Consider the following 21,346-nt stretch of genomic DNA (forward strand, 5'->3'; position numbering starts at 1 on the left):
TTGCCGTCCGCTCGCGGTCGGTCGTTCGGCGTAGGACACCCGTTGCGCCTCGTCATGGACCTGTCGGTCCGGCGAGGCGGTGAGCACAGGGCATTCGGGGACGGACCATGGACTTGCGTTTGTACGACACCGCATCGCGGGAGAAGCGCCCCTTCGTGCCGCTCGATCCCGACAACGTCCGCATGTATGTCTGCGGACCGACGGTCTACGACTTCGCCCATATCGGCAATGCGCGCCCGGTGATCGTCTTCGACGTGCTGTTCCGGCTGCTGCGGCATATCTATGGCGAGAAGCACGTCACATATGTCCGCAACATCACGGATGTCGACGACAAGATCAACGCCCGCGCCGCGCGCGACTTTCCCGGGCTGCCGCTGAACGAGGCGATCCGGAAGGTTACCGAGGTGACGGCCAATCAGTTCCGCAGCGACGCGGCTGCGCTCGGCAGCCTGCCTCCGACCTTCGAGCCACGCGCCACCGAGTTCGTGCTGCCGCGCCCCGATGGCAAGGCGGATATGGTGACCCTGATCAAGCAACTGATCGCGCGTGGCCACGCCTATGAGGCGGGCGGCGAGGTGTTGTTCGACACCCGATCAATGCCGGACTATGGCGCGCTGTCGGGTCGCAAGCTCGACGAGCAGCTTGCCGGCGCGCGCGTGGCCGTCGATGCACATAAGAAGAATCCCGCCGACTTCGTGCTGTGGAAGCAGTCGTCGGAGGACGAGCCGGGCTGGGACAGCCCGTGGGGCCGCGGCCGCCCGGGCTGGCACATCGAGTGCTCGGCGATGAGCGCGGCCTATCTCGGTGAGGTCTTCGACATCCATGGCGGCGGGCTCGACCTGATCTTCCCGCATCATGAGAACGAGATCGCGCAGTCGCGTTGCGCCCATGGCACCTCAGTGATGGCGAACTACTGGCTGCACAACGAGTTCGTCCAGGTCGAGGGCGCGAAGATGTCGAAGAGCCTCGGCAATTTCGTCACCATTCGCGACCTGCTGGCGGACTGGCCCGGCGAGGTGCTGCGCCTCAACATGCTCAAGATGCATTATCGTTCGCCGGCGGACTGGACGGTCAAGGGCCTGGAGGAGAGCGCCAAGACGCTCGACGACTGGTATCGCGTTGCGGCCGATGCGCCGGGCGAGCAGCCGGAGCCTGAGATCATCGCGGCGCTCGTTGACGATCTCAACACGCCGCTGATGATCGCAGAGCTGCACGCGTTGCGGAGCCATGCGGCGTCCGGCGGCGAGTTGGATCGCGCTGCCTTTGCCGGCTCGCTTCGCTTTGCGGGTTTCCTGTCGGAGACCGCCGTGCAATGGGAAGCGCGAAAGCAGCAGGCCAAGGGCGTGGACGCCGCCGAGGTCGAAGGCCTGATCGCCGAGCGTACCGCGGCCCGCGCGCGGAAGGACTTCAAGGAGTCCGATCGCCTGCGCGACGCGCTCGCGGCGATGGGCGTTGTATTGAAGGATGGCAAAGGCGCCGACGGCAAGCCGGTCACGACCTGGGAGATTGCGCGATGAGCAAGCCCGACACCCCGTTTCCGCGGCACTGGCTGTACTACATCCTGCTCAAACTGGTGCTGATCGCGGGCGCAGTAGCGCTGGTCACGAAACTCTACGGCATGTGGTGACACATGGGACAGGCTCTCCCGAGGCCCGCACTGCGGCCGTTTCTTCCGGCTGATACGCCGCTGCTCGCCGCGATCTTCGTCGCCAGCATCCAGGGGCTGACAGGTGACGACTACAGCGAGGAGCAGCAGGAGGCCTGGGCGTCCGCTGCGGAGGATGAGACGGGCTTCGGCAAAAGGCTGGCATCCGAGCTCACCTTGATTGCGACCCTGCAGGGCTCGCCGGTCGGCTTCGCCGCGCTGAAGGGCAACGATCACATCGACATGCTCTACGTCCATCCGAACGCGGCCGGGCAGGGCGTCGGGGCCCTGCTATGCGACGCGCTAGAAAAGCTGGCGGGCGCGCGCGGCACGACCGGTCTGTCGGTCGACGCCAGCGACACGGCGGTCGAATTCTTCCGCAAGCGCGGCTATGTCGCGCAGCAGCGCAACAGCGTCTCCATCAATGGCGAGTGGCTCGCCAACACCACGATGAAGAAGACGCTCGGCTCCGGGGGAGCGCAGGCATGAGCAGGGCAGGCACAAGCAGAGAACGACTTTATCTGTTCGACACCACCTTGCGCGACGGTGCGCAGACCAACGGTGTCGATTTCACGCTGGCCGACAAGCAGGCGATCGCGCGCATGCTCGACGATCTCGGCATCGACTATGTCGAGGGCGGCTATCCCGGCGCCAACCCGCTCGACACCGAGTTCTTCGCCGCCAAGCCCAAGCTCGGCCATGCCCGCTTCACTGCCTTCGGGATGACGCGCCGGGCGGGACGCTCGGTGTCCAACGATCCGGGCGTCGCCGCACTGCTGGAGGCCAAGGCGGACACGATCTGCTTCGTCGCGAAGTCATCCGCCTATCAGGTGCGCGTCGCGCTGGAGACCACCAACGAGGAGAACCTCGCCTCGATCCGCGACAGCGTGACGGCCGCAAAGGCAGCAGGGCGCGAGGTGATGCTCGATTGCGAGCATTTCTTCGACGGCTACAAGGAGAACGCGGAGTTCGCGCTGGCCTGCGCACGCGCGGCCTATGAGGCCGGCGCACGCTGGGTCGTGTTGTGCGACACCAATGGCGGCACCATGCCGCACGAGATCGAAGCGATCGTCGGCGAGGTCGCCAAGCAGGTGCCGGGCGATCACCTCGGCATCCACGCCCATAACGACACCGAGCAGGCAGTCGCGAATTCGCTGGCCGCGGTCCGCGCCGGCGCGCGCCAGATCCAGGGCACCTTGAACGGGCTCGGCGAGCGCTGCGGCAACGCCAATCTGTGCTCGCTGATCCCGACATTGAAGCTGAAGACCGAGTTCTCTGAGCGCTTCGAGATCGCCGTCTCCGACGAGCAGCTCAGCGGCCTCATGAAGGTCTCGCGGACGCTCGACGACATGCTGAACCGCGCCCCGAACCGGCACGCGCCTTATGTCGGCGAGAGCGCCTTCGTGACCAAGACCGGCATTCATGCCTCGGCCGTGCTGAAGGATCCGCAGACCTATGAGCACGTGCTGCCCGAGAGCGTCGGCAATCGCCGCAAGGTGCTGGTATCGGACCAGGCCGGCCGCTCCAACGTGATCGCAGCACTGGAGCGCGGCGGCATTCCCTTCAGCAAGAGCGATCCGAAGCTCACGCGCCTGGTCGAGGAGCTGAAGGAGCGCGAGGCCGCGGGCTATGCCTACGAATCTGCCAACGCCTCGTTCGAGCTGCTGGCGCGGCGTACACTGGGCTCGGTCCCGGAGTATTTTCGCGTCGAGCAGTTCGACGTCAATGTCGAGCAGCGCTACAACGCGGTCGGCGAGCGCGTCACGGTGGCGCTGGCCGTCGTCAAGGTTGACGTCGCCGGCGAGCGGCTGATCTCCGCGGCCGAAGGCAACGGTCCGGTCAATGCGCTCGACGTCGCGCTGCGCAAGGATCTCGGAAAATACCAGGGCTACATCGACGGCCTCAAGCTGATCGACTATCGCGTCCGCATCCTCAATGGCGGCACCGAGGCGGTCACGCGCGTGCTGATCGAAAGCGAGGACGAAAAGGGCGAGCGCTGGACCACGGTCGGCGTCTCGCCCAACATCATCGACGCCTCGTTCCAGGCGCTGATGGATTCGGTGTTCTACAAGCTGGTGAAGTCGGGCGCGCCGGGGTGAGGTGATGCATCCGTCATGGCGAGCGAAGCGAAGCAATCCGTGGCTGAATGCACGACTCTGGATTGCTTCGTCGCCTCGCTCCTCGCAATGACGTGGAGAGGGCAGGAGCAAACGCATGATCGACCACGTCTCCGTCGGCGTCAGCGATCTCGCCCGCAGCGCGCGGTTCTACGAGCGCGCGCTGGCGCCGCTTGGTTTGACGCGCCTGATCGAACGTCCCAGCACGATCGGGTTCGGCAAGGCCTATCCGGAATTCTGGATCAATCTGCGCGCCGGCATGGCGCGGGTGTCCGCCGAGACAGGCTCGCACCTGTGCTTCCGTGCCAGGAGCTCCGCCGACGTTGATGCATTCCACGCCGCGGCGCTGGAGGCAGGCGGTGTCTCGGACGGCGCACCGGGGCTGCGGCCGCATGACCGCGTGCGCTATTACGCGGCGTTCGTGCTCGATCCCGACGGCAATCGGATCGAAGCGGTGACGTTTCCGGCCGAATAGGGATCAGAGCCGCTTGGCGATCTCAGGCGCCATCTCGGTCTCTTCCTTGGCGACGCGGGCGGCGGCCTCGCGCAGGCGCGGCAGGATGTCCTCGACGCGTTCGGCCTTGAGCAGCTCGATTTGGAAGCCGGGGCGGATGAACTCGGTCTCGCGCATGTGGGCCAGCAGCGCGAACAGCGGTTCCCAGAAGCCGTCGATATTGGCCATCAGCACAGGCTTGGCGTGGCGTCCGAGCTGCTTCCAGGTCAACTGCTCGACCAGCTCTTCGAGCGTGCCGATGCCGCCGGGCAGGGCCACGAACGCGTCGGAGTGCTCGAACATCAGCCGTTTGCGCTCGTGCATGTCCGGCGTGATGATGAGATCCTTGAGCGGCATCATGACCTCCTTCTTCACCAGGAAGTCCGGAATGATGCCGGTGACGTCGCCGCCATGGTCGAGCACCGCCTTGGCAACCGCACCCATCATGCCTATGGAGCCGCCGCCATAGACGAGCCTGACGCCGTTCTCGGCGAGCGCCTTGCCGAGTGCCTTCGCCGATTCGATGAAGCTGGGATTCGTCCCCGGGCCGGAGCCGCAATAGACGCAAACGGTGCGGATTTCAGTCATTGGAGCGGTGTGACACTGCAGTTGAAAGGCGTCAAGACGAGGGCGGAGGACGTGGATTCGCGGGCTTTCACGGGATGATGCAGGCTGAATGGGTCCATTTGTCCGAAAACGAGTATGCAAATACTGCGCCGCGGTAACGGATTCCGTCGACGTACCGGTGCATCCGGCGCCGGGACACTCTATATGACGCAGGCAACGCCCCGGCATCACAACATGCCAAAACACTCGCTGTTCCAGAACGTTTGATGCCGCCCGATTCCTCCTCCGAAGCAGCCGCCAACCAGCCGTCATCGTCCCTCGAGCAGGGAACGCTGGCCGGTACGCTGCGCCATTTGTGGCCCTTCATCTGGCCGAGCGATCGCGCCGATCTGAAGATGCGCGTGCTGTGGTCCGTGGTGCTGCTGCTCGCGGCCAAGGTGGCGACGCTGGTTCTGCCTTTCACCTTCAAGTGGGCGACCGACGCGTTGACCGGCGCCAACACCGCGCCGATCGCGCCCGATAACTGGGCGTTCTGGCTGGTGGCCTCGCCGATCGTCATGACGGCAAGCTACGGCGGGATTCGGGTGCTGATGGCGGTGCTGACGCAGTGGCGCGACGGTATTTTTGCCCGTGTCGCCATGCATGCGGTGCGCAAGCTCGCGACCATCACCTTCGTCCACATGCACGAATTGTCGCTGCGCTTCCATCTGGAGCGCAAGACCGGCGGCCTGACCCGCGTGCTCGAGCGCGGCCGCAACGCGATCGAGACCATCGTGCGCATGGTGATCCTGCAGCTGATCCCGACCATCGTCGAGGTCTCGCTGCTGACCGCGGTGCTGCTGTGGCAGTTCGACTGGCGCTACGTGCTGGTCACGCTGACCATGGTCGCGGCGTATCTCTATTACACCTACATCGCGACCGAGTGGCGCATCGAGATCCGGCGCCGCATGAACGACTCGGATACGGACGCCAACACCAAGGCGATCGACTCGCTGCTCAACTACGAGACGGTGAAATATTTCGGCGCCGAGGCGCGCGAGGCGGAGCGCTACGACCGTTCGATGGAGCGCTACGAGCGGGCCAGCGTGAAGACCTATACCTCGCTGGCGGTGCTCAACGCCGGGCAGGCCGTGATCTTCACGGTCGGGTTGACGGTGGCCATGCTGATGTGCGCCCAGGGCGTGCGCCAGGGACGCAACACCGTCGGCGACTTCGTCATGATCAACAGCATGATGATCCAGCTCTATCAGCCGCTGAACTTCATGGGCATGGTCTATCGCGAGATCAAGCAGGCCATCATCGATATCGAGAAGATGTTCGGCGTGCTCACGCGCGATGCCGAGGTGAACGACGCGCCCGGAGCGGCGCCTTTGCTGGTCACCTCCGGCAACGTCCGCTTCGAGGACGTCCGCTTTGCCTATGAGCCGGAGCGGCCGATCCTGCAGGGCCTGAGCTTCGAAGTGCCGGCGGGCAAGACGGTCGCGATCGTGGGTCCGTCCGGCGCCGGCAAGTCGACCATCTCCCGGCTGCTGTTTCGGCTCTACGACGTCTCCGGCGGCCGCATCCTGATCGACGGCCAGGACATCCGCGATGTTACCCAGGTGTCGCTGCGCGCCCAGATCGGGATGGTCCCGCAGGATACCGTGCTATTCAATGACACCATCCGCTACAACATCCGCTACGGTCGCTGGGACGCGGACGACGCCGCCGTCGAGGAGGCGGCGAGGCTGGCCCAGATCGACGGTCTGATCCGGATGGCGCCGAAGGGCTACGAGACCCAGGTAGGCGAGCGCGGCCTCAAGCTCTCCGGAGGCGAGAAGCAGCGCGTTGCGATTGCCCGCACCATCCTGAAGGGGCCGCCGATCCTCGTGCTGGACGAGGCGACCTCGGCGCTGGACAGCCATACCGAGCACGAGATCCAGGAGGCGCTTGATGGCGTGTCGCGCAACCGCACCTCGCTCGTGATTGCGCACCGGCTTTCGACCATCGTGGCGGCCGACGAGATCATCGTGCTCGACCGGGGGCGCATCGCCGAGCGCGGCACCCATGCCGAGCTGCTGGCCAAAGGCGGGCTGTATGCCGGCATGTGGAACCGGCAGCGCGAGGCCGAGGAGGCGCGCGAAAAACTGGCGCAGATCGGCGACGATGCGGCGGCGCCCAACCGCAATCCACCGGATCGGAGCGAGCCAAACGCGGCCGGGCCCGATCGGACCGGACAGGTGGCGAGTGCCGCCGAATGATGCCGCGAGCCGCCCTGATCTGAACTCAAGACTGCATTAAGGATTCATTTTGACCTTCGCCGGCCATCGACCTAGTCAAGGCGGCGGTCCGCTCTGAGGTCAGGGCGACAACATTCAACGAAGCAGGCCATGTCGATCAGCAATTCCATCCGCGCTCAGATCCCGCCGATCCATCCGGAAGGTTATCCCTTCATCGGGGGATTTGCCCTCGTCAGCCTGATCCTGTTCTGGATATTCACCCCGCTCGGCTGGATCGGCACGCTGCTCACCGTCTGGTGCGCGCTGTTCTTCCGCGACCCGATCCGGGTCACGCCGCAGCGGGAAGGGCTGGTGGTGGCGCCGGCCGACGGGCGCATCTCCATGATCACGCGCGCCCTGCCGCCGGCCGAGCTCGGCCTCGGCGACCGACCGCTGCTGCGGGTGTCGATCTTCATGAGCGTGTTCAACGTCCATGTGAACCGCAGCCCGGTGGCCGGCCGGATCGAGAAGATCTCCTACCGTCCGGGCGCCTTCATCAACGCCGAGCTCGACAAGGCGAGCGAGGACAATGAGCGCAACTCCCTCGCGATCTCGACGCCGCATGGCCGCATCGGCGTGGTCCAGATCGCAGGCCTCGTGGCGCGCCGGATCGTGTCGTTCGTGCGCGAGGGGCAGACCATTGGCGCGGGCGAGCGCTTCGGCCTGATCCGCTTCGGCTCGCGGCTCGACGTCTATCTTCCTGACGGCACTGAGGTTCTGGTCTCGGAGGGGCAGACCGCCATCGCCGGCGAGACGATCCTGGCCGATTTCGACGTGCCCGTGCCCGGCCTGACGTTCCGGAGCCAGTGAACCGTCGCTGCCCGCTGGTGACCCATTAAGGAGACCTTGAGCCGTGTTCAGGCACAAGGTCCCGGACAAACCACACGTGGTGTGATCATGAGCTTCGATCTGAACTCTCCCGAACTGCGCCGCCGCCGTTTCCGCCCGATCCCGGTGCGGCTGCTGGTGCCGAACATGATCACCTTGCTGGCGATCTGCGCCGGCCTCACCGCAATCCGGCTGTCGACCGAGGGGCGGATGGAGCTCGCCGTCGGCGCCATCGTCTTCGCCGCCTTCCTGGACGGCATCGACGGTCGCATCGCCCGCATGATCAAGGGCCAGTCGAAGTTCGGCGCCGAGCTCGACAGCCTGGCCGACTTCGTCAATTTCGGCGTGGCGCCCGGCCTGATCCTGTACTTCTGGCAGCTCCATGAGCTGCACGACGGCGGCTGGATCGCCGCCATGATGTACGCCATCAGCGGCGGGCTGCGGCTGGCGCGCTTCAACGCCAGCATCGACGATCCCAACAAGCCGCCCTTCGCCGCCAATTTCTTCACCGGCGTGCCGGCCCCGCTCGGCGCCATCACCGTGCTGCTGCCCGTCTATCTGGCGTTCCTGGACCTGCCGAGGCCGCCGGCGCTGCTGACGGCGTTCTACACGCTGCTGATCGCCTTCCTGATGGTGTCGCGGCTGCCGGTGTTCTCCGGCAAGACCGCGCGGATGCGCGTCTCGCCCGAACTCGTGCTGCCGGTGTTCGCCGCGGTGGTGTTCTTCGTCGCGCTGCTGGTGGTCTATCCCTGGCACATCCTGTCGGCCGGATCGATCCTCTACATCCTGAGCCTTCCGTTCGGCTGGCGGCTGTATCGGCAGCAGGCGGCGCGGCACGCCGCGGTCCTTGGTGCCGCGGCTGCAGCGTCGCACGCCTCGTCTTCATCCACGACGGCTTTTGCGCCGACCGGCGTGCCGGCGGCGGAGCAGGGGCAGCGGCCGCCGGAACGGCTGCACTGAGCGCAGGGCGCCCCGACCGAGCCCGCGCTTTGCCGGCTTCGGCGCCTCAGTTATACCGGATGGCCAAGGACGGCCCGCGAATGCCGTCCGCATCATCCGGAGAAACGCCCGTGACAAGCACTGCCGCCGCGCCCCTCGCTGCTTCCGTCCTCGAGGCGCTCGCGCGCTATGACACGCCGACCATCTGCAACGCGATGGAGATCGTGGCGCCCGAGCGCCGCCTGATCGGCTACACGACCAAGCCGCTGGTGTGCCCGTTCCCGGACCTGCCGCCCATGGTCGGCTACGCGCGGACGGCGACGATCCGGTCCGTCGTCAAGTCGGGCCTGCTGGCGGACGAGCAGGCGAGGCGGCGCACCGACTACTACGAATATGTCGGCACCGGTCATGGTCCGCGCATCGTCGTGATCCAGGATATCGATGGCCCCGACATCGGCTACGGCGCGTTCTGGGGCGAGGTGCAGAGCAACGTCCACAAGGCGCTCGGCTGCCTCGGCGTGATCACGGATGGATCGATCCGCGACATCCCGCAATGGGCTGCCGGCTTCCAGGCTCTGGCGGGCTCGATCGGTCCGTCGCACGCGTGGGTGCATGCCGAGAGCTTCGGCGGCGAGGTCCGCGTCGCCGGGATGACCGTGCGCTCGGACGACCTGATCCACTCCGATCGCCATGGTGCGATCGTCATCCCCGCCGACATCGCCGCGAAGCTTCCCGAGGCGGCCGAGCTGTGCGCGCGCCGTGAAACGCCGATCCTGGACATCGCGCGGTCTGCGGATTTCTCGCTCGAGAAGCTCAAGGCCGCCTTGAAGCGGTCGGCGGAGATTCATTGAGCGTCGCTTCGCTCCGGTCCAAATGAGCGAGCCGTGCCGCTCGACGGTGCGGCTCGCCGGCCTTGCGCAGGGCGCTCGCCGAACTGCGACGCTGCAACCGCATCCGGATGACTACGGGGGGACGACTGAGCTTCGGCCGAAAATGTCGAACGCGGTGACGAATTACCCGCAAACAGGCCGGGACTCGCCGAAGGTTAAGCGGCCGTCGCTCGTTGAGAAGATTTTATCCATCAAGCTTTACCTGATGGCTAGCCCGTCCCGATAGGCATGTCGCCCGAGGGCGAAGGACATGCGCAGGCTGATATCGAAATCGAGGCCGTTGTTCGGGCGGGTCGACCGGACCGTCGACAGGATGGTTCGGCTGATCGGACATTTCGGCAGTGCCGCGATCGGCCTCTCGGCGATCGCGCTGGTGTGGGCCGGCATCTTCTACACGATCTCCGAAGAGTATACGCGCACCGAGCAGTCGGCGCTGAAGAACGGCGCCAATCTGGCCCGCGCGTTCGAGGAGCAGATCATCCGCTCGATCCGCGCGGCAGATCAGACCTTGCTCTACGTCCGCGACTCCTATGCCAGGGACCCGCACAACTTCGACATGTCGCTATGGTCGAAGAACAGCCAGTTCCTGTCCGACTTCTCGTTTCAGGTCGTCGTGATCGGCAAGGACGGCATCATGCTGTCTAGCAACATCGATCCGAAGATGCGCGGCCTCGACCTGCGCGACCGCGAGCACTTCCGCGTTCATGCCGACGGCAAGGATGATTTTCTCTTCATCAGCAAGCCGATCTTCGGCCGTGTCTCCAACAAATGGTCGATCCAGTTGACCCGCCGCATCATCATGCCGGACGGTTCGTTCGGCGGCGTGGTGGTGGTCTCGCTCGACCCCGAATATCTGTCGAGCTTCTACAATTCGGTCGATCTCGGCAAGAAGGGCAATGTCACACTCCTCGGTCTCGACGGCATCGTGCGCGCACGGGCCTCGGCCGGTCCGGGGGGCGTGGGATCCTCGCTCGCCGGCAGCCCGGTGATGAGCGCCATTCAGCACAGAAGCAGCGGCTTCTACACCTTCAAAAGTCTGATCGACGGCATCACGCGCATCTACTCGTTCCAGCGCATCAAGGATCTGCCGCTGGTGGTCATCGTCGGTCAGGCCTCCGAGGAGATCTTCAGCGCCTTCAAGCTCAACCGCGATCGTGATCTGCTGGTCGGGGCGTTGCTGACGGTGGTCATCGGCATCATCACGATCCTGATTGCGCGCTATCAGGCGGGACTTGCCGCCTCACGCGATGCCGCCGAGGCAGGTACGCGGGCGCGCTCCGAATTCCTGGCGATGATGAGTCATGAGATCCGCACGCCGATGAACGGCGTCATCGGCCTTGCCGATCTCTTGCTGTCGGCGGACCTCGCGCCGGAGCAGCGCAAGATCGCGACAACCTTGCGCGAGTCGGCCGATTACCTGCTGCAACTGCTCAACGATGTCCTCGATTTCTCCAAGCTCGATGCCGATCGTCTGGAGATCGAGCACATCGAGTTCGACCTGCACCGGTCGGTGACGGCGACCGCCGAGTTGCTGGTGTCCCGCGCCAGGGAAAAGGGCCTGCAACTGACGACGTCGATCGCGCCGGACGTGCCGAACTACGTGGTCGGCGATCCCGCGCGGCTGCGCCAGGTGCTGTTCAACCTGGTCGGCAATGCGCTCAAATTCACCGAATCGGGCGGCGTCCATATCGATGTGCGTGCCGAGAACCTTGCCGGGCCGAACCTGACGCTGGTGTTCTCGGTCGCCGATACCGGCGTCGGCATTCCCGCAGACGCCGTCAGCCGGCTGTTCAAGCAGTTCTCGCAGGTCGACAATTCCATCTCGCGCCGCTTCGGCGGCACCGGTCTGGGGCTCGCGATCTGCAAGCGCCTCGTCACCTGCATGGGCGGCGACATCAAGGTGCAGAGCAAGGTGGGCGAGGGCAGCACTTTCACCTTCTCGATCCAGGTCCAGCCGCAGCCGGACGTCGAGCAGGTGAGCGCGCCCGAGGCGACCATCGTGCCGGTCGGCGAGACGATCGCCGAGGAACGTCCGGGCAGCCTCGCGCCGCTGAAGATCCTCGTTGCCGAGGACAATCTGACCAATCAGTTCGTCATCAAAAAGCTCCTGGACAAGCTTGGTCACGGCTACGACATCGTCGAGAACGGCACGCAGGCGATCGCAGCCGTGCAGAAGCAGCCTTACGACCTCGTGCTCATGGACATGATGATGCCCGAGATGGACGGGCTCACGGCGACGCGGATGATCCGTTCGCTGCCGCCGCCCGCGCAGGACATCTACATCGTCGCTCTGACGGCCAACGCCACCAGCCAGGATCATCTGGCGTGCACCGACGCCGGCATGAACGACTTCGTGACCAAGCCGGTCACGCGCGATCGACTGAATGCCGCTCTGCTTCGCGCGGCCGCTGCTACACACAAGGAAAGGCTTGTCGCATGACCGACTGGGTGCAATTCGACGAATCCGTCTATCAGATCCTGGTCTCCGAGCTCGGCGAGGAGGATGCGCTGGAGGTCCTGCGCACGTTCCTCGACGACACGTCCGGAAAGTTCGGCACGCTTGCGGCCAAGTTCGAGGATCGCCTCGAACTCAGGCGCGAGGCGCATTCGATCAAGAGCTCGTCGGCGACGTTCGGTTTCTCGGCGCTGTCGCGCCTGTCGCGCGAACTCGAGGTGGGATCGGCGACGATGGAGCCGGCGCAGATGCTGGAGATGGTCCACAAGATGCAGCGATCATTCGATCAGTCAGCCGTCTTCGCCGCGGCGAACCTGCTCAAGTCCGGATCGTCGGTCGCTTGAGCGAGGTCGGCGTCGTCTGCGGCGCTGCCGTTTACCTTTCATTATGCCTACCGAATTCAGTAACTCGTCCTTAATGGCGGACATTTAGTGTCGTGACATGCGGTCCAGAAGCACCGCGTCGGTCCGGCAGGGTCCGTGGTTTGCGTACGCGGTGGAGTTGACTCATGGATATTATGACGAGTGCGGGGCTCGTGGCTGGCGTGATCGTCATCGCGACGATGATGCTGCTGGGCGGCGATCTCGAGATGTTCGTCAGCGAGCACGCCGCAATCATCATCTTCGGCGGTTCGATCGCAGCCACCATGATTCGCTTCCCGCTGGGCGTCATGCTGCACGGTGTTCCGCTTGGAATGAAGTACGCTTTCACCATGAGCCGCCTGTCGGCCCGCGAGCTCGTCGACGAGCTCGCCCGCATCGCCGAGATCGCGCGCAAGCAGGGCCCGGTCGGCCTGGAAAAGGTCGAGACCGACGAGCCGTTCCTCGCCAAGGGAATCCGATACGTGGCCGACGGCTACGACCTCGAATTCATCCGCGACAATCTCGAGCGTGACCGCGACAATTTCCTGATGCATCTGGACGAAGGCAGCAAGATCTATCGCGCCATCGGCGACTGCGCCCCGGCGTTCGGCATGGTCGGCACGCTGATCGGCATGGTGCAGATGTTCGCCAACATGACCGACCCCTCGAAGCTCGGCCCGTTCATGGCGACCGCGCTGCTCGCGACCCTGTACGGCGCGCTGGTGTCGAACCTGATCTGTCTGCCGATCGCCGACAAGCTGCATGGCAAGCTGCTGGACGAGGAAACCAACCGGACGCTGATCATCGACGGAATCCTGATGATCCGCGACTCCAAGAGTCCCGCCCTGGTCCGCGAAATGCTCCTGGCCTATCTGCCGGAGAAGCATCGCCACGCCGAAGGCGAGCCCGTGCCGGCCTGATCGGCTGCGGCGGGGCGATCCGGGGTGGGGTAGGCAATGGCCAAGAAGAAGAGGGGCGATGCGCATGGCGGCGGTCACGGCTGGTTCGTGACCTTTGCCGACCTGATGGGACTTCTGGTCAGCTTCTTCGTGATGCTGGTCGCGTTCTCGACCATGGACAACGCCAAGCTGAAGGTCGTCGCAGGCTCGATGCGCGACGCCTTCGGCGTGCAGACCGAGTCGCGCTATTCGGGCATCGTGGAATCCGACGGCCTGCCGACCCGGCCGAAGCTCAAGAACGCCGCCCACATCTCGCCGGAGGAGACCGCGCGCGAGCCGAGCCCCGAGCAGGAGGAGCGCCAGCATACCAATGGCGCCAAGCTGAAGATCGATCGCCAGTTCGCGCTGGCGTCCGCCTCGCTGCGCCAGGCGCTGCAGGACATGCCGGAGATGACCGAGATCTCCAAGCACATCATGTTCGAAGAGACCAAGCAGGGTCTCAACTTGGAGATCGTCGACCAGGACGGGCGGTCGATGTTCGCTGATGGCTCGAAGGTGCCGTTCGACCGCACGCGACGCCTGATAGAGAAGCTGGCTGCCCCGCTCAAGGCGACCCCGCTTCGGGTCCAGATCACCGGCCACACGGCCGCCGGCTTCGTTCCCGCCCGCAGCGACTATGGCGGCTTCGACCTGTCGGCGGACCGCGCCAATGCGGTGCGCCAGATCCTGGAGCGGGAAGGGCTGCCGGCGAGCCACATCTATGCCGTCTCCGGCAAGGCGGACACCCAGCCGCTGTTTCCCGACGACCCGTCGCTGGCAGCCAACCGCCGCGTGACGATCACCCTGATGCGGGAAGACCCGCCATTGCCGCCCGATCTGAAGCCGTAGCCGGGATGCTTCGTGCCGCATCATAATGCCGCATGGCGGCTTGCGAACGGCAACGAAGAGCATCAGCGGGCACTTGATTCGCCGGGGGTAGATCCGACATCTGCCTCAGGATGCCTGGGCTAAAGGCACTTGCCGCGATGCGGCATGCGACATCCGTGTCAGCCATGCCGTTTGGTTGCGACCTGGGAACAGCGGTCTGCTTACGCTAGAGACTTGACCTGCGAACGGTCTACGTTCACACGCGCCGGGCCAAACAGGGAAGATGCGTTCCGAGCAACATGACGGCCAGCGCGACATCGACCGAAGGACAGGACACCGCGAGCACGTCGGGGTTCTGGGGGCTGACGCTAGGCAGCATCGGCGTGGTGTTCGGAGACATCGGCACCTCGCCCCTCTACGCCTTTCGTGAGGCCGCGCACGGCGCCGCTCAGGGGCAGCCGGTGTCGCGGATCATCGTGCTCGGGGTGCTCTCGCTGATCCTCTGGTCGCTGTTCATCGTGGTGACGGCCAAATACGTCCTGCTGCTGCTCCGCGCCGACAACAACGGCGAGGGCGGAACGCTGTCGCTGATGGCGCTCGGACAGCGGGCCTTGGGTCGGCGCAGCCTGTTCCTGATGTCGCTGGGTGTGATCGGCGCTTCGATGTTCATCGGAGACTCGATGATTACGCCGGCGATTTCGGTGTTGTCGGCGGTCGAAGGCCTCAAGCTCGCGGCGCCCGCGCTCGAGCACTACGTCGTGCCGCTGACCGTGTTCATCCTGGTCGTACTGTTCGCGGTCCAGAGCAAGGGGACGGCGCGCGTCGCCTCCGCCTTCGGCCCGGTCATGGTCACATGGTTCACCACCCTCGCCGTGATGGGACTCGTCCACATCCGCGACGACCCCTCCGTGCTCGCGGCGATCAATCCCTATTATGCGGTGCAGTTCCTGCTCTCGCACGGCACGATCGGCCTGGTCACCCTGGGCGCGGTGTTCCTCGCGGTCACCGGCGGCGAGGCACTCTATGCGGATCTCGGTCATTTCGGCCGCAAGCCGATCCAGTCGGCCTGGCTGTTCTTCGTGCTTCCGGCGCTGCTGATCAACTATTTCGGGCAGGGCGCACTGGTGCTGTCCGATCCCGCCGCGATCGAGAATTCGTTCTACCGGATGGTGCCCGAACTGCTGCTGCTGCCGCTGGTGGTGCTGGCCACCGCCGCGACCGTCATCGCGAGCCAGGCCGTGATCACGGGCGCCTATTCGCTGGTCAGCCAGGCGGTCCAGCTCGGCCTGCTGCCGCGTTTCGAGGTGCGCTATACGTCCGAGAGCCATGCCGGCCAGATCTATCTGCCGCGAGTCAACCGGTTGCTGCTGATCGGCGTGCTGCTGCTGGTGCTGCTGTTCCGGACCTCGAGCAATCTCGCCTCCGCCTATGGCATCGCAGTGTCCACCACCATGGTCGCCGACGGCATCATGGGCTTCGTGGTGATCTGGAAGCTGTGGAACTTGCGCGCGGCCGTGGCGGCCGCCGTGATCGCTCCCTTCGTCATCGTCGACATGACCTTCTTCAGCGCCAACCTGCTGAAGCTGCTCGAAGGAGCCTGGGTTCCGCTGCTGTTCGGTGCCGCGATGGTCGTGACGATCTGGACCTGGCGGCGTGGTTCGGCGATCCTGGTGCTCAAGACGCGCAAGATCGAGGTTCCGCTGGATGACCTGATCACCAGCCTGGAGAAGAGGCCTCCTCACATCGTCAAGGGCACGGCGGTGTTTCTCACCAGCGACCCGACCTCGGTGCCGACCGCATTGCTTCACAATCTCAAGCACAACAAGGTGCTGCACGAGCACAACGTGATCCTGACCATCGAGACCGCGCAGACGCCGCGGGTCGATGTCTCGGAGCGCGTGCGCATGGAGACGATCAGCGAGAAGTTTTCCAAGGTGCGGCTGCGCTTCGGATTCATGGAATCCCCGAACGTGCCGCGCGCGCTCGCGGTGGCGCGCAAGCTCGGCTGGCAGTTCGACATCATGTCGACGTCGTTCTTCGTCTCGCGCCGCTCGTTGAAGCCATCGTCCCAGTCGGGCATGCCGACCTGGCAGGACCATCTCTTCATCGGTCTGAGCCGGTCGGCCAACGACGCCACGGATTATTTCCAGATTCCCACGGGCAGGGTCGTCGAAGTAGGTACCCAGGTAACGATTTGATCGGCTGGACTTCCCTGACGGCTCGTGCATGCTTAAATGCATGGCTGAGGCGCATTCCCGACGGGTCCGTCGTAACGCGCTGCCGCTATAAGCCGCGCGCTCTGCCGCGTTGTGCAGTGAAGCATTAACGAGTCCTCGAGGGGGCTACCCCATGACAGTCGACGTCGCAGCTACGCCCGCGGAAGCGCCGGCGACCAACGGGCATGGCAACGCCCATTCCACGGCGAGCTTCGCGGCGCTGACACTGGGAAGCATCGGTGTCGTCTATGGCGACATCGGCACCAGCCCGCTGTACGCGTTGCGTGAAGCGGTCTTGGCTGCGAGCAGCAGCGGCGAGCCTGCGCCTCACGCCGTGATGGGGGTGATCTCGCTCATCCTGTGGGCTCTCATCGTCGTCGTGACCCTCAAATACGTCGTGATCCTGCTGCGCGCCGACAACCACGGCGAGGGCGGCACCCTGGCGCTGATGGCGCTCGCCCAGCGCGGAGTCGCGCGCGGCGCCAGCATCATCGTGCTGCTCGGCATCATCTCGGGCGCGCTGTTCTATGGCGATGCGGTGATCACGCCGGCTCTGTCCGTGCTGTCGGCGATCGAGGGCATCAAGCTGGTCACGGCGGCGTTCGAGCCCTACGTCGTGCCGTTGACCGTCGTGATTCTGGTCGCGCTGTTCGCTGTCCAGGCGCGCGGAACGGCCAAGGTTGCTGCGTTCTTCGGCCCGATCATGCTGATCTGGTTCCTGGTGATCGGCATCGCGGCGCTGCCGCCGATCCTGCGCCATCCCGAGGTGCTGTGGGCGATCAACCCGCTGAATGCCGTGACCTTCATGCTGCATCACGGCATCATCGGCTTCATCACGCTCGGCGCGGTGTTTCTGGCCGTCACCGGCGCGGAGGCGCTGTATGCCGACCTCGGCCATTTCGGCAAGCGGCCGATCCAAACCGCCTGGCTGTTCATCGTGCTGCCGTCGCTGGCGCTGAACTATCTGGGGCAGGGCGCGCTGGTGATCGCCGACGCGAAGGCGATCGAGAACCCCTTCTTCCTGATGTTTCCGGACTGGGCGCTGATCCCGATGGTCGCGCTCGCCACCATGGCGACCGTCATCGCGAGCCAGGCCGTCATTACCGGTGCCTATTCGCTGACGCGTCAGGCGATTCAGCTCGGCCTGCTGCCACGCTTCGAGATCCGCCACACCTCCGAGGCGCATTCGGGCCAGATCTACATTCCGCGCATCAACAAGCTGCTGCTGATCTCGGTCATGCTGCTGGTGCTGATGTTCAAGTCATCGAGCGCGCTCGCCTCGGCCTACGGCATCTCGGTCACCGGCACCATGGTCGTCACCGCCATGATGGGCTTCGTCGTGATCTGGAAGGTCTGGCGATGGTCGCCGATTGCGGCGGCCGCCCTGATCGCGCCGTTCCTGTTCCTGGATCTGACCTTCCTGGCGGCGAACCTCCTGAAGGTGTTCGAAGGCGGCTGGGTGCCGCTGGCGCTGGGCGGCTTCGTGATGACGCTGATGTACACGTGGCGGCGCGGCAGCCGGCTCTTGTTCGACAAGTCGCGCAAGCTCGAATTCCCGCTCGCCGATCTCGTGACCATGCTTGAGAAGCGTCCGCCACAACGGGTGGCCGGCACCGCCGTGTTCCTGACCAGCGATCCCTTGAGCGCGCCGACCGCGCTGATGCACAGCCTCAAGCACTACAAGGTGCTGCACGAAAAGAACGTCATCCTGACGATCGAGACCGCGCCGACGCCGCGCATCGAGCCGTCCGAACGGGTTCGCCTCGAGCAGATCAGTCCGACGTTTTCCAAGGTGACGTTGCGCTTCGGCTTCATGGAATCGCCCAACGTGCCGCGGGCACTTGCGATCGCGCGCAAGCTCGGCTGGCAGTTCGACATCATGTCGACCTCGTTCTTCCTGTCGCGACGTGCGCTGAAGCCGGCTGCGCATTCAGGCATGCCGCGCTGGCAGGATCACCTGTTCATCTCGATGAGCCGCTCCGCCAACGACGCGACCGACTATTTTCAGATCCCGAGCGGACGGGTGGTGGAGGTCGGCACCCAGGTTACGATCTGAGCTCGAGACCCGTCTCCTCAGCGTGCCGAAGCGCTTGATTTTCGGTGCGTCTGGGGTGAGTTTGGCGACCGGATCGGGGCCGATATGGCCCTGCTGAAGGCTTGGAGGATGGGCGTGGCTGTTGTGCACGATTTGACCCCGCAGGACGTGGCCCAGGGGATCGCGGAAGGGCGAATTCTTCTGGTTGACGTGCGCGAGCCGAATGAAGTTTCTGCGGAAGCCTATCCCGACGGCGTCGTCGTTCCGCTGTCGGGCTTCGACCCGAAGCTGATCCCGGATCCGCAAGGCAAGGACGTCGTGTTCGCCTGCCGCTCCGGCAAGCGCTCGGTGACGGCCTCGCTGGCCGCGCAGGCCGCCGGTCTGCCCTACGACAAGCATCTCCAGGGCGGTATGCTCGGCTGGAAGGCGGCTGGCCTGCCGACCAGGACTGGCGGCTGACAGGCGATCATGATCTCGCAGAACAAGGTCTTTGCCGACCTGCCCGTCACCATTTTCGAGCAGATGTCGCAGCTCGCGCGCGACAACGACGCGATCAATCTGGGGCAGGGCTTTCCCGACGATCCGGGTCCGGAGGATATCCGCCGTGCCGCGGCCGACGCGGTCCTCAACGGCTACAACCAGTATCCGTCGATGATGGGCCTGCCGGAGCTGCGCCAGGCCATCGCCGCGCACTACAAGCACTGGCACAAGCTCGATCTCGATCCGATGAGCGAGGTCATGGTCACCTCCGGCGGCACCGAGGCGCTGACGTCGGCGATCCTGTCGGTGGTGGAGCCGGGCGACGAGGTGATCTGCTTCCAGCCGGTCTATGACTCCTATCTGCCGATCATCCGCCAGGCCGGCGGCATTCCGCGCCTCGTCCGTCTGGAGCCGCCGCACTGGCGGCTGTCGGAGGAGATGCTGCGGCAGGCGTTCTCGCCAAAGACCAAGGCGGTGCTGTTCAACAACCCGCTCAACCCGGCCGCGGTGGTCTACCCGCGCGAGGATCTCGAGCTGCTGGCGCGCTTCTGCCAGGAGTTCGACGCGGTCGCGATCTGCGACGAGGTCTGGGAGCACGTCGTGTTCGACGGCCGCGCGCACGTCCCGCTGATCACCATTCCCGGCATGCGCGACCGCACCATCAAGGTCGGCTCGGCCGGCAAGATCTTCTCGCTGACGGGCTGGAAGATCGGCTTCGTCTGCGCCGCGCCGCATCTGCTGCGCGTCGCCGCCAAGGTGCATCAATTCCTGACCTTCACGACGGCACCGAATCTGCAGGTCGCGGTCGCCTACGGGCTCGGCAAGTCCGACGACTATTTCATCAACATGCGCAGCGAGCTCGCGCGCAGCCGCGACCGGCTCACGGCCGGTCTCGAAAGCCTGGGCTTTCCCGTGCTGAAGGCGCAGGGGACCTACTTCCTGACCGTCGACCTTTCGCCGCTCGGCCTCAACGAGACCGACGAGCAGTTCTGCCGCCGCATCGTCAACGACTACAAGGTGGCCGCCATCCCGGTGTCGGCGTTCTACGAGACGAATGCCGTGACGTCCGTGGTGCGGTTCTGCTTCGCCAAGAAGGACGCCACCCTGGATACGGCGCTGGAGCGCCTCTCGGACGCCATCCACCGGCGCTAGGAGACACGAGTGATGACGCGCGGCTGCATGGGTTCGGCTCTGGCGCTGGCTGTCGCGGCGCTGACGCTCACGGGGGCGGCCGGTCGCGCAGAGGAGCGCGTCGTCAACTTCTACAACTGGTCGAACTACATGGCGCCCGGTGTCCTTGACGACTTCACCAAGGAGACCGGCATCAAGGTGGTCTACGACACATTCGACGCCAACGAGACCCTGGAGACGCGGCTGCTCGCCGGCAAATCCGGCTACGACGTCGTGGTGCCGACCGCGTACTTCCTGCAGCGCCAGATCAAGGCCAAGATATTCCAGCCGCTCGACAAGTCGAAGCTGCCCAATCTCGTCAATGCGTGGCCCGCCGTGACCGAGCGTCTGGCGACCTACGACCCCGGCAATCAGTTCGCCGCCAACTACATGTGGGGCACGACCGGGATCGGCTACAACGTCAAGGCGGTCGAGAAGATCCTGGGGCCCGGCGCGCGGATCGACAGCTGGGACATGGTGTTCAAGCCGGAGAACCTCGCCAAGTTCAAGGACTGCGGCGTCCACATGCTGGATTCCGCCGACGACATCTTTCCGGCGGCGCTGAACTATCTTGGCCTCGACCCGAACTCGACCAGGCAGGCCGATCTGGAGAAGGCGGCCGAGGTGGTCGGCAAGGTCGCACCATCCGTGCGCAAGTTTCATTCGTCGGAATACTTAAGCGCGCTCGCCACCGGCGAGATCTGCCTCGTCGTCGGCTGGTCCGGCGACATCATGCAGGCGCGCAGCCGCGCGGAAGAAGCGAAGAACGGCGTCGAGATCGGCTACGCAATCCCGAAAGAGGGCGCGCAGATGTTCTTCGACAATTTTGCGATTCCCACTGACGCTCCGCACGTGGCCGAAGCCTATGCGCTGATCAATTATCTCTACCGGCCCGAGGTCGCGGCCAAGAACTCCGACTTCCTGTCCTATGCCAACGGCAACCTGGCGAGCCAGAAGCTGATCGATCCAAAAATCTTTGGCGACAAGAACATCTATCCGGATGAGACGACGCTGAAGAAGCTGTTCGTCATCACCGCCCGCGAGCCCGCGACGCAGCGCGTCATCAACCGGCTCTGGACGAAGGTGAAGACCGGTCGGTAGCCAGCGCTGCTGCCGGCATTGCGA

At 65.0% G+C, this 21,346-nt stretch carries 18 protein-coding genes; 17 read left to right on the forward strand and 1 reads right to left on the reverse strand.

Annotated features, from left to right (window positions below; genetic code table 11):
- The first annotated feature begins 107 nt into the window (after positions 1-107).
- The 4 genes from cysS to ACQR10_RS16505 all read left to right on the forward strand — a co-directional run bounded on the left by cysS (position 108) and on the right by ACQR10_RS16505 (position 4,237).
- Positions 108-1,517, forward strand: coding sequence for a cysteine--tRNA ligase (cysS, locus tag ACQR10_RS16490; RefSeq protein WP_316216229.1), 1,410 nt, complete (start codon positions 108-110; stop codon positions 1,515-1,517).
- A 113-nt stretch (positions 1,518-1,630) separates the two neighbouring features.
- Entirely contained in the window at positions 1,631-2,134 is a 504-nt protein-coding gene (locus ACQR10_RS16495) for a GNAT family N-acetyltransferase (RefSeq protein ID WP_315803090.1), read from the forward strand.
- Complete coding sequence (cimA, locus tag ACQR10_RS16500) at positions 2,131-3,744, forward strand: citramalate synthase (RefSeq protein WP_316216230.1); 1,614 nt, start codon at positions 2,131-2,133, stop codon at positions 3,742-3,744. Before ACQR10_RS16495 ends, cimA begins: the two co-directional genes overlap by 4 nt.
- Positions 3,745-3,859: 115 nt before the next feature.
- A complete protein-coding gene (locus tag ACQR10_RS16505) occupies positions 3,860-4,237 on the forward strand; it encodes a VOC family protein (protein WP_316216231.1) in 378 nt (125 codons plus the stop codon).
- 3 nt (positions 4,238-4,240) lie between these two features.
- Here ACQR10_RS16505 and ACQR10_RS16510 read toward each other — a convergent pair whose 3' ends face one another.
- Positions 4,241-4,843, reverse strand: coding sequence for a TIGR00730 family Rossman fold protein (locus ACQR10_RS16510; protein WP_315803093.1), 603 nt, complete (start codon positions 4,841-4,843; stop codon positions 4,241-4,243).
- A gap of 245 nt (positions 4,844-5,088) precedes the next feature.
- On the opposite strand from ACQR10_RS16510, the gene ACQR10_RS16515 reads away from it, so the two are divergent.
- The 13 genes from ACQR10_RS16515 (at position 5,089) to ACQR10_RS16575 (ending at position 21,322) form a co-directional block, all read left to right on the forward strand.
- Positions 5,089-7,062 carry an ABCB family ABC transporter ATP-binding protein/permease gene (locus tag ACQR10_RS16515; RefSeq protein WP_316216232.1) on the forward strand — a complete coding sequence of 658 codons (1,974 nt, stop codon included), beginning with the start codon at positions 5,089-5,091 and terminating at the stop codon, positions 7,060-7,062.
- Between the two features lie 93 nt (positions 7,063-7,155).
- On the forward strand, positions 7,156-7,890 hold the full coding sequence (locus tag ACQR10_RS16520) for a phosphatidylserine decarboxylase (protein ID WP_316216409.1): 735 nt from the start codon (positions 7,156-7,158) through the stop codon (positions 7,888-7,890).
- Between the two features lie 87 nt (positions 7,891-7,977).
- Complete coding sequence (locus ACQR10_RS16525) at positions 7,978-8,868, forward strand: CDP-alcohol phosphatidyltransferase family protein (RefSeq protein ID WP_315803095.1); 891 nt, start codon at positions 7,978-7,980, stop codon at positions 8,866-8,868.
- Positions 8,869-8,978: 110 nt separating this feature from the next.
- Entirely contained in the window at positions 8,979-9,698 is a 720-nt protein-coding gene (locus ACQR10_RS16530) for an RraA family protein (protein ID WP_316216233.1), read from the forward strand.
- Between the two features lie 289 nt (positions 9,699-9,987).
- A complete protein-coding gene (locus tag ACQR10_RS16535) occupies positions 9,988-12,177 on the forward strand; it encodes a hybrid sensor histidine kinase/response regulator (protein WP_315803097.1) in 2,190 nt (729 codons plus the stop codon).
- Positions 12,174-12,536 carry an Hpt domain-containing protein gene (locus ACQR10_RS16540; RefSeq protein ID WP_315803098.1) on the forward strand — a complete coding sequence of 121 codons (363 nt, stop codon included), beginning with the start codon at positions 12,174-12,176 and terminating at the stop codon, positions 12,534-12,536. The genes ACQR10_RS16535 and ACQR10_RS16540 overlap by 4 nt, the downstream gene beginning before the upstream one ends.
- A gap of 164 nt (positions 12,537-12,700) precedes the next feature.
- Positions 12,701-13,474, forward strand: a complete 774-nt coding sequence (locus tag ACQR10_RS16545) for a motility protein A (RefSeq protein WP_315714499.1) — start codon at positions 12,701-12,703, stop codon at positions 13,472-13,474.
- 36 nt (positions 13,475-13,510) lie between these two features.
- Positions 13,511-14,341, forward strand: a complete 831-nt coding sequence (locus ACQR10_RS16550) for a flagellar motor protein MotB (RefSeq protein WP_315803099.1) — start codon at positions 13,511-13,513, stop codon at positions 14,339-14,341.
- 278 nt (positions 14,342-14,619) lie between these two features.
- Positions 14,620-16,518, forward strand: a complete 1,899-nt coding sequence (locus ACQR10_RS16555) for a potassium transporter Kup (RefSeq protein WP_316216234.1) — start codon at positions 14,620-14,622, stop codon at positions 16,516-16,518.
- A 151-nt stretch (positions 16,519-16,669) separates the two neighbouring features.
- A complete protein-coding gene (locus tag ACQR10_RS16560; protein ID WP_316216235.1) occupies positions 16,670-18,592 on the forward strand; it encodes a potassium transporter Kup in 1,923 nt (640 codons plus the stop codon).
- A 108-nt stretch (positions 18,593-18,700) separates the two neighbouring features.
- Positions 18,701-19,030, forward strand: a complete 330-nt coding sequence (locus tag ACQR10_RS16565; protein WP_315714496.1) for a rhodanese-like domain-containing protein — start codon at positions 18,701-18,703, stop codon at positions 19,028-19,030.
- Positions 19,031-19,039: 9 nt separating this feature from the next.
- Positions 19,040-20,203 (forward strand): aminotransferase, encoded by a 1,164-nt coding sequence (locus ACQR10_RS16570; RefSeq protein WP_316216236.1) that lies wholly within the window; start codon positions 19,040-19,042, stop codon positions 20,201-20,203.
- Between the two features lie 12 nt (positions 20,204-20,215).
- Positions 20,216-21,322, forward strand: a complete 1,107-nt coding sequence (locus ACQR10_RS16575; protein ID WP_316180696.1) for a polyamine ABC transporter substrate-binding protein — start codon at positions 20,216-20,218, stop codon at positions 21,320-21,322.
- Positions 21,323-21,346 lie beyond the last annotated feature (24 nt).

The sequence above is a fragment of the Bradyrhizobium sp. HKCCYLRH2060 genome (genome assembly GCF_051168135.1).
In the GTDB taxonomy this organism is placed as follows: Bacteria; Pseudomonadota; Alphaproteobacteria; order Rhizobiales; family Xanthobacteraceae; genus Bradyrhizobium.

Coding starts and splice junctions, on each gene's coding strand:
- ACQR10_RS16550 (WP_315803099.1), top strand. CDS start 13,511: ATGGCCAAGAAGAAGAGGGGCGATGCGCATGGCGGCGGTCACGGCTGG.
- ACQR10_RS16565 (WP_315714496.1), top strand. CDS start 18,701: ATGGGCGTGGCTGTTGTGCACGATTTGACCCCGCAGGACGTGGCCCAG.
- cimA (WP_316216230.1), top strand. CDS start 2,131: ATGAGCAGGGCAGGCACAAGCAGAGAACGACTTTATCTGTTCGACACC.
- ACQR10_RS16570 (WP_316216236.1), top strand. CDS start 19,040: ATGATCTCGCAGAACAAGGTCTTTGCCGACCTGCCCGTCACCATTTTC.
- ACQR10_RS16505 (WP_316216231.1), top strand. CDS start 3,860: ATGATCGACCACGTCTCCGTCGGCGTCAGCGATCTCGCCCGCAGCGCG.
- ACQR10_RS16575 (WP_316180696.1), top strand. CDS start 20,216: ATGACGCGCGGCTGCATGGGTTCGGCTCTGGCGCTGGCTGTCGCGGCG.
- ACQR10_RS16495 (WP_315803090.1), top strand. CDS start 1,631: ATGGGACAGGCTCTCCCGAGGCCCGCACTGCGGCCGTTTCTTCCGGCT.
- ACQR10_RS16560 (WP_316216235.1), top strand. CDS start 16,670: ATGACAGTCGACGTCGCAGCTACGCCCGCGGAAGCGCCGGCGACCAAC.
- ACQR10_RS16555 (WP_316216234.1), top strand. CDS start 14,620: ATGACGGCCAGCGCGACATCGACCGAAGGACAGGACACCGCGAGCACG.
- ACQR10_RS16545 (WP_315714499.1), top strand. CDS start 12,701: ATGGATATTATGACGAGTGCGGGGCTCGTGGCTGGCGTGATCGTCATC.
- ACQR10_RS16540 (WP_315803098.1), top strand. CDS start 12,174: ATGACCGACTGGGTGCAATTCGACGAATCCGTCTATCAGATCCTGGTC.
- ACQR10_RS16510 (WP_315803093.1), bottom strand. CDS start 4,843: ATGACTGAAATCCGCACCGTTTGCGTCTATTGCGGCTCCGGCCCGGGG.
- ACQR10_RS16525 (WP_315803095.1), top strand. CDS start 7,978: ATGAGCTTCGATCTGAACTCTCCCGAACTGCGCCGCCGCCGTTTCCGC.
- ACQR10_RS16535 (WP_315803097.1), top strand. CDS start 9,988: ATGCGCAGGCTGATATCGAAATCGAGGCCGTTGTTCGGGCGGGTCGAC.
- cysS (WP_316216229.1), top strand. CDS start 108: ATGGACTTGCGTTTGTACGACACCGCATCGCGGGAGAAGCGCCCCTTC.
- ACQR10_RS16515 (WP_316216232.1), top strand. CDS start 5,089: ATGCCGCCCGATTCCTCCTCCGAAGCAGCCGCCAACCAGCCGTCATCG.